Origin of the sequence: Streptosporangium longisporum (genome assembly GCF_039534895.1) — a bacterium.
Taxonomy (GTDB): domain Bacteria; phylum Actinomycetota; class Actinomycetes; order Streptosporangiales; family Streptosporangiaceae; genus Streptosporangium; species Streptosporangium longisporum.
Genome location: NZ_BAAAWD010000006.1, coordinates 1,332,367 through 1,344,581 on the forward strand (window position 1 = coordinate 1,332,367; position 12,215 = coordinate 1,344,581).

Annotated in this window: 11 protein-coding genes; 6 read left to right on the forward strand and 5 right to left on the reverse strand. The window is 70.6% G+C overall.

Annotation, left to right across the window (positions count from 1 at the left end; all coding sequences use genetic code 11):
• Window positions 1-63: 63 nt before the first annotated feature.
• Together ABD832_RS10130 and ABD832_RS10135 are read right to left on the reverse strand one after the other, a co-directional pair.
• Window positions 64-636 carry a dihydrofolate reductase family protein gene (locus ABD832_RS10130; RefSeq protein ID WP_344891721.1) on the reverse strand — a complete coding sequence of 191 codons (573 nt, stop codon included), beginning with the start codon at window positions 634-636 and terminating at the stop codon, window positions 64-66.
• A complete protein-coding gene (locus ABD832_RS10135) occupies window positions 633-1,775 on the reverse strand; it encodes an MFS transporter (protein ID WP_344891724.1) in 1,143 nt (380 codons plus the stop codon). The genes ABD832_RS10130 and ABD832_RS10135 overlap by 4 nt, the downstream gene beginning before the upstream one ends.
• 46 nt (window positions 1,776-1,821) lie before the next feature.
• Here ABD832_RS10135 and pdxR point away from each other — a divergent pair, with 46 nt between their 5' ends.
• Both pdxR and ABD832_RS10145 read left to right on the forward strand, forming a co-directional pair.
• Complete coding sequence (pdxR, locus tag ABD832_RS10140) at window positions 1,822-3,204, forward strand: MocR-like pyridoxine biosynthesis transcription factor PdxR (protein WP_344891726.1); 1,383 nt, start codon at window positions 1,822-1,824, stop codon at window positions 3,202-3,204.
• Between the two features lie 105 nt (window positions 3,205-3,309).
• Window positions 3,310-3,870, forward strand: coding sequence for a DUF1697 domain-containing protein (locus tag ABD832_RS10145; RefSeq protein WP_344891729.1), 561 nt, complete (start codon window positions 3,310-3,312; stop codon window positions 3,868-3,870).
• A 42-nt stretch (window positions 3,871-3,912) separates the two neighbouring features.
• Here ABD832_RS10145 and ABD832_RS10150 read toward each other — a convergent pair whose 3' ends face one another.
• Complete coding sequence (locus ABD832_RS10150) at window positions 3,913-5,442, reverse strand: carboxylesterase/lipase family protein (protein WP_344891732.1); 1,530 nt, start codon at window positions 5,440-5,442, stop codon at window positions 3,913-3,915.
• 147 nt (window positions 5,443-5,589) lie between these two features.
• On the opposite strand from ABD832_RS10150, the gene ABD832_RS10155 reads away from it, so the two are divergent.
• Entirely contained in the window at window positions 5,590-6,525 is a 936-nt protein-coding gene (locus ABD832_RS10155; RefSeq protein ID WP_344891735.1) for an isopenicillin N synthase family dioxygenase, read from the forward strand.
• A 445-nt stretch (window positions 6,526-6,970) separates the two neighbouring features.
• On the opposite strand, the gene ABD832_RS10160 is transcribed toward ABD832_RS10155, so the two are convergent.
• The gene (locus tag ABD832_RS10160) at window positions 6,971-8,314 is read right to left on the reverse strand and encodes an aspartyl protease family protein (protein WP_344891738.1); all 1,344 of its coding nucleotides are present in this window, start codon (window positions 8,312-8,314) and stop codon (window positions 6,971-6,973) included.
• A 451-nt stretch (window positions 8,315-8,765) separates the two neighbouring features.
• On the opposite strand from ABD832_RS10160, the gene ABD832_RS10165 reads away from it, so the two are divergent.
• Together ABD832_RS10165 and ABD832_RS10170 are read left to right on the forward strand one after the other, a co-directional pair.
• Window positions 8,766-9,185: a VOC family protein gene (locus ABD832_RS10165; protein ID WP_344891741.1), complete on the forward strand. Its 420-nt coding sequence runs from the start codon at window positions 8,766-8,768 to the stop codon at window positions 9,183-9,185.
• A gap of 328 nt (window positions 9,186-9,513) precedes the next feature.
• A complete protein-coding gene (locus tag ABD832_RS10170) occupies window positions 9,514-9,981 on the forward strand; it encodes a phosphohydrolase (RefSeq protein ID WP_344891744.1) in 468 nt (155 codons plus the stop codon).
• Here ABD832_RS10170 and ABD832_RS10175 read toward each other — a convergent pair.
• Window positions 9,978-10,844, reverse strand: a complete 867-nt coding sequence (locus ABD832_RS10175) for a hypothetical protein (protein WP_344891748.1) — start codon at window positions 10,842-10,844, stop codon at window positions 9,978-9,980. The two genes, ABD832_RS10170 and ABD832_RS10175, sit on opposite strands and share 4 nt — an antisense overlap.
• A 532-nt stretch (window positions 10,845-11,376) precedes the next feature.
• Between ABD832_RS10175 and ABD832_RS10180 the strand changes: the two genes are divergently transcribed.
• On the forward strand, window positions 11,377-11,742 hold the full coding sequence (locus ABD832_RS10180; RefSeq protein WP_344891751.1) for a hypothetical protein: 366 nt from the start codon (window positions 11,377-11,379) through the stop codon (window positions 11,740-11,742).
• The last annotated feature ends 473 nt before the right edge of the window (window positions 11,743-12,215 follow it).

Here is a 12,215-nt window from a genome sequence, read left to right on the forward strand (position 1 = left end):
AGGGGGAGGTCGGGGCCCAGTGGCGCATCGCGATCGCCTCCGCCACCGGACGCGCCGCGAGTTTCAGGAAGTCTCCCGGAGGACCCGGTAGCGGAGATGGACGACGTCCCCGTTCCTCGAGGTGACCGTGTCGAGCGGCCGCAGTTCGACCTGGCGGGGTTCCAGGCCGTCGAACAGCCTGGTCCCCGCGCCGAACAGGACCGGCACCAGCTGGAGCCGGATCTCGTCGATCAGACCGGCCCTGAGAAACTGCCGGCAGACCTCGGCGCCGCCGAGCACGACGACGGGCCTGTCCCCGGCGGCGGCCCGGGCCTGGTCGAGCGCGCTTCGCGGGCCGTCGCCGACGAAGGTGAACGAGCCGCTCCGCATCCGTCGATCCGCGCGGACCTCGTGGGTGAGCACGAAACAGCGGCCGGGGAAGGGGACGTCCTTCCACAGGTCGACCCCGACGTCGTACATGCGCCGGCCGATGATCGTCGCGCCGGACTCCGCGGACAGCGCGGCCGTCAGCTCAGGCTCGTCCGGCATCCACGTGTGGAGGCGCTCGCCGCCCTCCCCCAGCGGACGGTCGCGGCTGATCCGCGGGCCGGCGCTGAAGCCGTCCAGCGAGATCGAGGACTGCATGATGACGGTCATCGGGTCTTCTTCCTGTCGTTGAGGGCGGGGACGAGCGAGACGAACAGGACGGCGGCCGTGAGGGCGAAGGCCGCCGGGTAGCCGAGCGGGCGGACCAGCAGGCCGAACCCGAGGGCGCCGATCCCGATCCCGGCGTCGTAGGCGAGGTTCCACACGACGCTGACCTGGCCGAAGTTCGTGCGGGAGGCCCGCGCGAACATCAGCGACAGCGTGACGTTCTGGGCCGCGCCGAAGCCGATCCCGAACAGCGCCGCTCCGGCGAGCAGGGCTCCCTGGTGCGGGACGAGGACCATCAGGGAGACGCCGGCGGCGGCCGACAGGACCGACGGCAGGAGCAGGACGCCCTGGTCGTACCTGTCCCCGAACCAGCCCGCGCACCAGCGGGCCAGGGGGGTCGCGCAGGACTGCACGAGCAGGGCCGTCGCGGCCGAGCCCGCGGCCAGCGGCAGGAAGGTCAGCAGGATCCCGCTCGCCATCGTGATGGTGGCGAAGATGTACGCGGGCCTGGCCAGGCCGGGGTCACGGAGGGCCGCGAGGACGCCGCCGCGCTGTTCCTGCCGCGTGCCTCTGGCGGGCAGGCCGAGGACCGTGACCGGCACGAGCAGGGCCAGCCCCGCACCGAGGAGAAACACGGGGGTGAAGCCGAACCGTTCCTGCAGCCAGAGCCCGGCCGGCAGGCAGGCGATCGACGGGACCCCGACCGCGAGGCCGTACAGGCCCAGTCCTTCGCCTCTGCGCTCGGCCGGGACGAGGTCACCGATCAGCGCGGCACCGCACACGACCACGATCCCCAGTCCGGCGCCCCTGAACAGGCACACGACCAGGACGACGACGAGCGGTGGATGGGCCGCGAGCAGGAGGGCGGGCACCCCGAGGAGCAGCAGGCCCAGCCCGACGACCGTGCGGTGACCGAGCCTGGCCAGCAGCCGCACGACCGCGAACTCGGCGAGCACCGTCCCGAGCATCAGGGAGCCGGTGGCCAGGCCAGCGCCGACGTCGCCCGCGCCGATGCCCGCCGCGTACAGCGGGACGACGGGCATCAGCAGGTAGAAGGCCGACATGGCGCCGACGGAGAAGATGAGGAGCATGGCGATCGGGCGGGTGACGATCGGCTGCCGCGGCGCCTCGACGTTGCTCATGCCGTGAGCCTAGAATCCGACCGGTCCGGAAAGGAGGTCCAGTTCGATGCCCGTCGAGTGGACCGGTTCCGGTCCCGAACTGCTCGTCCCGCTGGACCGGGACAGGCCGCTGCGCGTACAGCTCGAACTGTCCCTGCGCGAGGGCGTCCGCACCGGCCGGTTGACCGCGGGCGAGCGGCTGCCCTCGTCCCGCGCGCTGGCCCGCGCGCTCGGCGTCTCGCGCGGCCTGGTCACCGACACCTACGCGCAGCTGCACGCCGAGGGCTACCTGGTCACCCGCCCCGGCTCCGGTACCCGGGTCGCCGCCACCGGGCACGCGTCCCCGGCGGCTCCCGCCCGGCCGGCGGCGCCGCCCCCGATCCGCGTCGACTTCCGTCCCGGCGTCCCCGACCTGACGAGCTTCCCCCGCGAGCAGTGGAGCCGGGCTCTTCGCCGGGCCTGCCGGGAGGCCTCCGCCGAGGAGCTCGGCTACTCGCCCCCGCACGGCAGCCCGGTACTTCGCGAGGTCCTCGCCGCCTACCTGCGGCGGGTCAGGGGTGCCGCCGCCGACCCGGCCCACACGATCGTCAGCGCGGGCTACACGCAGGGCCTGCAGCTGGTCCTGCGCTCGCTGGGCGACGTACGGACCGTGGCCTTCGAGGATCCCGGCGACCCGGACCACCGCGCGATCGCGGGCATGCTCGGGCTGGAGGTGGTCCCCGTCCCGGTGGACGAACACGGCATGGACGTCGACGCCCTGGCCGCCACCGGCGCGCGCGCCGTGGTCCTCACGCCCGCGCACCAGTCACCGACCGGCGTGGTCCTCGCGCCCGACCGGCGGCAGGCCCTGATCACCTGGGCGGCCTCCCGTGACGCGACGATCGTCGAGGACGACTACGACGCGGAGTTCCGGTACGACCGGGAGCCGGTCGGTGCGCTGCAGGGGCTCGCTCCCGACCGGGTCGCACTGCTGGGCTCGGTGAGCAAGTCACTCTCGCCGGCGTTGCGGCTGGGCTGGATCATCGCTCCGCCCCGGTTGTCCGCTGCGGTCGCGCGGAACAAGCGGCTCGCGGATCTGGGTTCTCCGGGCTTCGACCAGCTGGCCCTGGCGAGCCTCGTCCGGGACGGGCAGTACGACCGGCACCTGCGCCGGATGCGTCAGCGGTACGCGGCCCGCCGTGCGGCTCTCGTGGGCGCTCTGGCGCACCACGCGCCCGGGGTGGAACTCCTCGGCCTCGCCGCCGGGTTCCACGCGGTCGTCCCGCTGCCCGCCGGAGCCGACGAGCGTTCCGTCACCCGCACGGCCCTGGAACGGGGGGTCGGCCTGTACGGCATGGCCCCCTACCGGGTCCGGGACGGTCGCCCCCGGCTCGTCCTGGGGTTCGGGAACCTGACCCCCGACGCCATCTCCGAGGGTGTCGCCGCCGTCGCCGACCTGATCGGTGGCTGACGTCCTTCTCCGGACGCGGTCGTCGCCCGCCGGAACCGTCCGGGACGAAAACCGCGGCCTTCCGCGGCCCGCCACGGCACTGTCGATCATCAGTAAGGTGTGGAGATGGCGACGAAGGCGTACGCGGCGCTTCTTCGGGGCGTCAACGTGAGCGGCCACAAGAAGGTCCCGATGGCCGAACTGAGGGCTCTGCTCACCGGGCTCGGCCACGGCGACGTACGCACCTACCTGCAGACCGGCAATGCCGTCTTCACCAGCACTTCGGACGACGAGCAGGCGCTCGCGGCGCAGCTGGAGCAGGCCGTCGAGGAGCGCTTCGGCTTCGGCGTCGACGTCCTGGTGCGTGGTCACGCGTATCTGAGGGCGGTGGCCGACGCCTGCCCGTTCCCCGCGGCCTCGCTCGAAGGAAGACAGCTGCACGTCACGTACTTCTCCGAACCGGTCACCGCGTCCCGCGTGGCGTCCCTCGACCCGGCGGCGTACCTCCCCGAGGAGTTCCGGTTCGGCGACCGCGCGCTCTACCTCTACACCCCGGACGGCCTGGGCCGCTCCAGGCTCGCGGAGGCCCTGACGAGATCCGCGCCCGCCGACGGCGTCACCGCCACCACCCGCAACTGGAACACCGTCGTCAAGCTGGTGGAGCTGACCCGGGCCCGTCCCGCCTGACCCTCCAGGCCGTTCCGGAGGCCGGGCGGGCGCGGAAGACCGTCATCGCGCGAGCAGCGGGAGCGCCGGGAAGTCGTGGTGCTGCCAGAGCAGCCGCGAGGTCTCCTCCGGGTAGGCGGTGACCCTCGACGGCGTGTCGAAGAGCCGCGCGAGGCGGTGACCGGCGTCGTACGGAGGCCAGCCCGGGTCGCCGTGAGCGGCGAACGCCGTCCACGCCTCGCGCATCCGCGCGGACAGCTCCTCCGCCTCCGGGGAGGGCGGGTCGCCGATCAGCGCGGCGGTCTGCCCGCTGCCCAGGTTGCCGAAGACGAGCGGCACGTCCAGGCCGTGGCAGGCGCCGAGGACACCGCCCAGTCCCGGGGCGGGCCAGGTCAGCTCGTAGAGGTGAGCGCGGCCACCGCCCGCGATCTGCGCGTCGGCGAGGTGAAGGCTCGGCATGCGGAACAACCAGTCCGCGTTCACCAGCTCGTACAACTCCTCGTCGGTCGCGGCCGGGAACGCCTCCCGGTACCGGCGCGCGCCGCCCGGGCCGGGGGCGAGCATGCGCAGGGCGGTCTCGGTCTGCTCGTGCGTGACCTGGCCGAGCACGCCGTCGATCAGGCCGAACAACCGGTGCTCGTCACGGGTGTGCCCGACGAGAAGCCCGACGTCCCGGGCGGCGCCACCGGCCAGCGCCTGCCACGGGGTCGTCGGCAGGACGTCACCGTCGACGACCGGTGCGAACGGGATCGGCCGGTGGGTGATCCGCCCCCAGCGCTCCCGGAACCGGGCCATCCTCGCGGACATCGCATCGCCCGCGGCCGACAGCCGGGCCGGGGCCACCGCCGACAGGCCGGACACCGTGGGCCGTACCCCCAGCTCGGCGGCGAGGGTGGCGGCGATGTCGGCGGCCAGCTCGGGGGAGAAGAACGTCCCCGGCACGCTCTGCGCTACCGCCCGGTGGAAGAGCCCGGCGGCGCGCGGCATGGCGAGCAGCGCGGCGACCGATCCGCCGCCCGCCGACTGGCCGAAGACCGTGACCCGGTCCGGGTCGCCGCCGAACGCCCGGATGTCGTCCCGCACCCACCGCAGGGCCGCGACCTGGTCGAGCAGCCCTCGATCGGCCGGGGCCCCCTCGATCTGCGCGAACCCCTCGACACCGAGACGGTAGTTGAGGGTCACGACCACGACCCCGCTCCCGGCCAGGTGCCCGGCGTCGTACTCCGGGAGGCCGGAGTGGCCCATGGCGTAACCGCCTCCGGGGATCCACACCATCACCGGAAGTCCTGCTTCCGGATCCGGTTCCGGTGTCCAGACGTTGACCGTCAGCCAGTCGTCGCCGACAGTGTCCCGGGAGGCCCCGAGCACGCCGGACTGCGGGGGCGGCGGGCCGTACGCGACCGCCGGGCGCACCCCGTCCCAGCCGCGCACCGGCTCCGGCGCGGCGAAACGGAGGGAACCGACCGGCGGCTCGGCGAACGGGATGCCACGGAAGACCGCCAGGCCCGCCTCACGGCCGCCGCGGAGAACGCCGGCCCTCGTGCGGACCTCCGGCTCGGACTCGGACGGCTCGCGGGAGGCGGTGACGGCCATTTCGCGGTTTCCTCTCCGTTCGGGCTCACCGAGCATCCCAGCACGCGCGGGCCGCGGGCAAAGCATTTGAAGGCGGCTCGGATGTGCCGGGGTCCGCGCCCACCGGCGGCTCCAACACCCACGGGACGAAGACGGCACAATGCCTCTATGACGAGAGAACTGCCGGTCGTCGACCTGTCGGGCCCCGACGTCCCCGCCCGTATCGAGGCCGCGTGCGTCGACAGCGGCTTCTTCTACGTCAGCGGCCACGGCGTCCCCGGGAGCCTGATCGGCGAACTGGACGCGGCCGCGCGCCGCTTCTTCGCGCTGCCCGAGGAGCGAAAGCTCCAGATCGCGATGGCGCGCGGCGGCCGGGCCTGGCGCGGCTTCTTCCCCGTCGGCGGCGAGCTCACCTCGGGCCGCCCCGACCTGAAGGAGGGCGTCTACTTCGGCGCCGAGGCCGAGCCCGACGGCACCCCGCTCAAGGGCCGCAACCTGTTCCCCGACGCCGACGTCCCCGGGTTGCGCGCGGCCGTCTTGACGTACCTCGACGTCATGACCACGACGGCGCAGCGGGTGATGGGCGGTATCGCGCTGAGCCTCGGCCTGCCCGAGCGCTACTTCGCCGACGGGTACACCAAGGACCCGACGATCCTGTTCCGGATCTTCCACTATCCGCCCGGCACGGGCGCCGCCGAGGAGTGGGGCGTCGGCGAGCACACCGACTACGGACTGCTGACCCTGCTGCTCCAGGACGACAACGCCGGCCTGCAGGTCCGTACCCGCGACGGCTGGATCGACGCCCCGCCGATCCCCGGCACGTTCGTGTGCAACATCGGCGACATGCTCGACAGGCTGACCGCGGGCCACTACCGCTCCACGCCGCACCGCGTCCGCAACGCCTCCGGCCGCGACCGCCTGTCGTTCCCGTTCTTCTTCGACCCCGGCTGGCACGACGAGGTCCCGCCCCTCCCGTCGGTCCCCGGCCGCGAGGACCGCCCGCGCTGGGACGGCCAGGACCTCAGAGCCTTCTCCGGCACGTACGGCGACTACCTGACGGCCAAGGTCGCCAAGGTCTTCCCCGAGTTGGCCGCCGAGATCTGAGGGGGAGATCCGGCCTGGAGTGCGGCCGAGCGCGCGGACTCCGGTGCGCCGGCCCGGAGCGGGCAGGAGAAGCCCGTCCGGCCATCGGCTCCCGGACGTGTACGTCCCTTCTCCGGGAAGGTTCACGATCGCTCTGCGCCCGCCACCCGGTCACGACCGGGGTCCGCTGACGACATCGTCGGAGAAGACCGCTGACGCACCGCATCGAACTCGCCACGCGGCAGGACACCTCGGCCCTGGCCCGCGTCCGGAGGACATCCTGGCAGCCAGGGGGCGTCCACCGGGGCGGACGCCCTCTCACCTTTGAGCCTGACCGCCGGCTCGGCCGGCGTTTCCGCTCACAGCACCGGCGGACGCCCCGTCGTCCGGGGTGACGGGCTCCTTCACGGGCTCCTTCACGGGTCCGGCTCCCGCGACGCCCCTGTGGTCACGGTGGTCGCGGTGGTCAGGCGGCCTGCCCGCGGGTGACGTAGAGCTTCATGTCGGTGAAGTCGAGGGTGATGGTGTTGGGCTTGTGGAAGCTGTGGAAGAAGACGGCCGGCACGTCGAACCCGTCGGGGGCGAGCGGCGCGTCCGGGTTCGTGAAGCAGTAGATGTCGTCGGCGGCGACGTCGCCGAGGCGCATCTCCTTCGGGTAGCAGGGGTAGGCGACGGCCGGGTGGCTGCCGGCGAAGGTCTCGACCGGACGGTCGCGGTCGACGCGGACCCGCAACCGCTTGGCCGTCTCCTGCTTCACGATCCCGGCGACCTCGCTGTGCCCGCCGAACAGCACGCCCACCACCCCTGTTCCGGAGCCTGCGGCACCGGCGATGCTGCCCCTGCTGTGGAGCCCGTGCTCGCGGGCTATCCACATCGGCAAGGGATCGGCACCCGCCCGTTTGGCGGCGGCGCGTGCCTTACCGGCCGTTTCGGGGGTCCGGCGCCGCAGGATCAGCTGCCGGCCCGCGTAGTCGAAGGTGGTCAGCAGGTGGTAGAAGACCCACATCCCGATCATGCCGTCGTTGTCGGTGCTGACGTCTCCGCCCGACTCCGCCGTCGACCAGCTCACGGGGACGTTGCGCAGTTCGATACCGCCCAGCCTGAACGAGTCCAGGACCCCGTAGTGTGCCCATACGACGCCGTCCAGGAAATCCATCTTCTCGCTGACGACGGGGCTCAGCCCGGCCTCCTTGGCCACCTTCGCCGACACCTGCAGCGACGGGGCACCGGTGTAGAACGTGAAGCGCTTCGGTGATCCGCCGTTGACCGAGGCCTCCACCAGCGGTTCCGGGTCCATCTGCTTCCAGGGCAGCTGCGCGGTGCCGCCGTGGACCTGGTACGGCGGCTTGCCGGAGAACGCCGCGAACCATGTGGCATAGCTCTCCTCACCGGCGACTCGCCAGTGCGGCGCCGAGAGGGAGAGCTTGTCCTGCCGGATGTAGCAGTCGGCCAGGAGGCGGTTGGCCTGCTTGTCTCCGGGTGCCAGCTCGACGGCCATCTTGAGGTACTTCTCGGCGTCGGGGAACCGGTTGGCCAGCAGCCCCACGTAGCCGCGCTGGCGAGCCGCGTGCACGTTCCCGGGGGTCTTTCTCAGGATCTCCTCGTACGCGCGACCGGCCTGCTCGAACCTCCCGGCCTTGAACAACGCGTCCGCGTCGCCGCCGCCGGGCTTGAACAACGCGTCCGTGTCACCGCCGCCGGTCACCGCCGTGGCCGCCTTGCCGAGCAGCGGCACCGTCGCGGCCGCACCGGCCAGCGCGGCGGCGCCCCGCAACAGCGAACGCCGGTCCCATCGCCTGTCATCAGCCATGCCTTCTCCTATTCGTGATCACCTTCGCCGTGACGTTCGCCCGGCGGACGGGCACGGCGACTCCGGCCTGTCCGCCTCGCCCTGCTCGCCCCGGCCGGTTCGGTTCACCTCGCCCTACTTGACGCGGCTGGTTCACCTCGCCCCCGTCGACGCCACCCACTGTCTCCGAGCCGTGTTCCCGCCCCGTCCGTGCCGTGTCATGGTCGTGTCACGGCCATGACGGCGGTGGCGGCCGCCGAGAGACCACGGCACGCGGCAGCCGACGCGCACACCCGGCACCGGACGACGGTACGGCCGGGGTGCTTCTCCCCCGCAGGGTGATCAACAGCTGATGGCCCGTTTCAGCCAAGCCGGCTCAACGGGACCCGGCATCTTGCTGCACAAATGGATCGAACCGTGTCAAACTCGACCGGCGTGATCAAGCGCCTTACAGGTAAAGACAGGACACCCGATGGCAGCTGACGCCCACCCTCCAGTGATTTCGCTGATGCTCGCCGTGCCCGACGCCTCGGCCGCGGCGCGATGGTACGCCCAGGCGCTTGGGGCCGAAGAGCTGTGGAACATCGGCGGCGTGGTGGGACTGACCGTCGAGGGTGCCCCGTTCTTTCTCGGTGAACCTGCGAACAACAACTGGGACACCCCTGCCGCCCTCGGCTCCCGAACGGTACGCGTCGAGGTCTTTGTGAATGATCCCGACAGCTTCATCGAGCGCGCCGTTGCGGCCGGAGCGGACGGCAGCGTTGACGAGATTCGCGACCACGAGGCGCCATGGGGCGTTCACCGGCAGGGCGGCTTCATCGACCCGTTCGGCCATCTGTGGCTTGTCGGCGACGGATCCCCGCTGAGGAAACACGACATCCCGAACGGCTGACCGGCCACGGGCCGGTGGAGGTACGGCGAGGTGCCGTGCGGATGCAGGCAGACGATCATGAAGCGATGGACAGGGCACATCAGCGGCCAGGATGACAAGGGCGAGGACGGGCCGGCCAGGGTGCTCGCGGTGACCGAGCATGGCAAGGGTCGGTTTGCCCGTCCTCTTCCGGACCGAGACGTCCTGGGATGTCTCGGCTTGCGTACTGGATCCGCCTCGGGGGACGGCGTCCATCGTGAACCGCATGGGACAAGCCGAGTGGGCATGTGACCTGGCCAAAGAGCTGCTGGAGCAGCCGTTGCCGCGCCGGTGGGCGCACACGTAAGGGGTGGCCGCGTGTGCCGAGTCGCCGGCACCGATCCTCGGGCAGGAGTCCGGCCTGCTGACCGCCTCGGTCTGGTTACACGACATCGGGTACGCGCCGCAGCTGGTCGACACCGGGTTCCATCCGCTCGACGGTGCCCGTTACCTGCGGGAGGTGCACCAGGCCGACGACAAGCTCGTCCGGCCGGTGGCGCATCACTCGTGCGCGGTCCATGAGGCCACCGAGCGCGGTCTGCTGGACGTGCTGAACGAGGAGTTCGACCGGGAGCGTCCGGAGCCGGTGGAGGCGCTGACCTACTGCGACATGACCACCAGCCCGGACGGGCTTCCCCTGGAGGTCGATGTGCGGCTGGCGGAGATCCATTCCCGCTACGGTCCCGAGCATCTGGTGAACCGGTCGACCGCCAACGCGACGCCGTGCATCACCTCGGTTGTGCACGCCGTACAAGCCGTGTTGGAGGGGCGTGGCTAGAGATCCTTCTCTTTCCTGTCCTCGGTGATCCGCGCCTCTTCCCGATCCGCCGGCGTTCCGGTCAGATCGGCCCGCGCCTGCAGCGCAACGCTGAGATTGGACAGGTGCATCGCTCGATGTGGGTGGTCGGCAGGGGTGAGCTGAACCGCCTGGCTCCACGCGTCGGTGGCTTTCTCCAGATCCTCGGGCATCTCGTCCCGCCCGAATCGATTCAGCAACGCGAAACCGAGCTTCGACAGGAGAGTCACTCTGTCGGGGTGATCAGCGGGAAGTTCCCGCAACGCCTGCTCCCACGCGGGGATCGCGTCCTCCAGGTCCGAGGGTTCCCCTGTTTCTCCGAACCGTATGTCCACTGCTTCACCGAGGTAGAGCAGATATCCGACCCGATCCGGATCGTCGGCGGGGGCGATCTCCACCGCCCGCTTCGCGGCGGCGATCGCCTCCTCCAGATCCGCCATGTCCCTGGTCTTCACGAACCGCAACACCAACGCGACCCGGAGATTGGTCGGCATCATGGCCCGATCGGGATGGTCGGCGGGAGTGGCGGCCTCGATGCGCCGCCATGCGTCCACTGCTTGGTCGATCAGAGACGGATCGTTGGAGCCGACCGACCGCTGGAGCATGCCGGTGGCGAGGTCCACCGCCTCCGCGAGAACGTAAGAGACCAATCTCTCCTGCATCGGTGCGTCGTCGTCGACCAGGCAGCGGGCCAGAGCCCAGATTGAGGTCTCCATTTCGCCGGGGTCCTCCCCGCCGAGCGCGACAAATCGAAAGCTGTGGAACGCGCCGACGGCCAGGAGGGCCTCGGTATCGGGGTGCTGATCGTTGTGGGACGCGACCAGACGGCGGGCGTGTTCGAGCATGGCCTGATCGAGGGTGCGGGAGAAGTCCCCGTCGCTACTGACACGGCCCACACACGCTTTCAGCACCGCAAGCGATCTGTTCCGCATCGGTTCCCCCGCATCGGCCGGCGCCTTCCCTGACCATGGTGGCTCGTTACCGGGACGGGTGCGCGGGTCGGCCGGTGAAACCCATCCGCGCCAAGATGGGTCACCCGATGTGCGGCCTGGTGGTGCCGGCTGGGTAGTGGCCGATCCGCAGGCGCATCGAGCGGTCCATCGTCAGTGAGCCTGCCCCGCTTTGGCGGACACCTTCGGTGTCGTGGTCGCTCGGAGGGTACGAACCGCGGTAGGAGACCGTCTGTGTGCGGCTGCGTTGCTGTACAACGCTGCTGTACGGGCACGAAAAAGGCCCTCCGGGATGATTCCGAAGGGCCTTTGACCTGCTGTGCGGCCGGAGGTACTCGAAACCCCAACCTTTTGATCCGTAGCCAGTTCGAGAACGTCCACCGACGTCCACCAGTGGCAGAAACACCTGTTCAGAGACACTTTCCCTGTGATCATCTTCCAGGGATGTCCACCAGCGTCCAGGGATGTTGTTGGCAACGGCGTTAGCAAGATCTCGTTGTGCATGCACTCGCGGGGAGATGCGATGAACACGGTTGACCTCCTACGGACCGGCAGGCTGTGGCGAGCGGCCGAGGTGCTGACACGCCCGAGTCCCGTCCCGGCTGGCCCTGGCGTCTACGGCTGGCGCTTCGACGCTGGCAGGCGAGCAGGAAAACTGGTCGCCGACGTGTTGTGGAAGCAACGGTCGCCCGAGTTCGGCGGTGAAGACGCAACCGCTGTCGCCGCTGTTGTAGCGGTGCAGGAAGTCTCCGAGGGCATCGGTGCGTTCGTCATTGCCGGCGTAGGGCCGTAGGTCGGCTCATTCCTCTACCAGGCGCCCGACAGCATCGAATCGATCCGTTCAACTGTGAAAGTTCGACACAGGTCTGGATGGTCCTGAGCATGTCGATTCGATCTTGGAACCGTGTTCGAGGCGTTCGACGCAGCATGAAAATTACATGACGTCCAGGACCGCCTGCTCTCATCAGGCGTGATGAGAGCCAGGCGGCCGAAGTGATCCGATCTCTGTGGAACCTGAGCATTGACAGGTAGGAGTTCGGAACCTATTTGTGATGTTCGGCCATGCCGTCGAACCGATACGACGCTCCCATTGCGAGGAGACAGGATGCCCCCCTCAAGCCGTCGGCTTTCGCCGACGAACGGCGACGGCCTGAACGGCCGGGCAGTGGCGCCTGCGGAGGGGCGGACGGTCCCGGGAAGTGCCTCCCGAACGGGATTGACCCGAAAGGATTACCGATGAAGCGGAGCGATCCCTCCTCCCGTCCT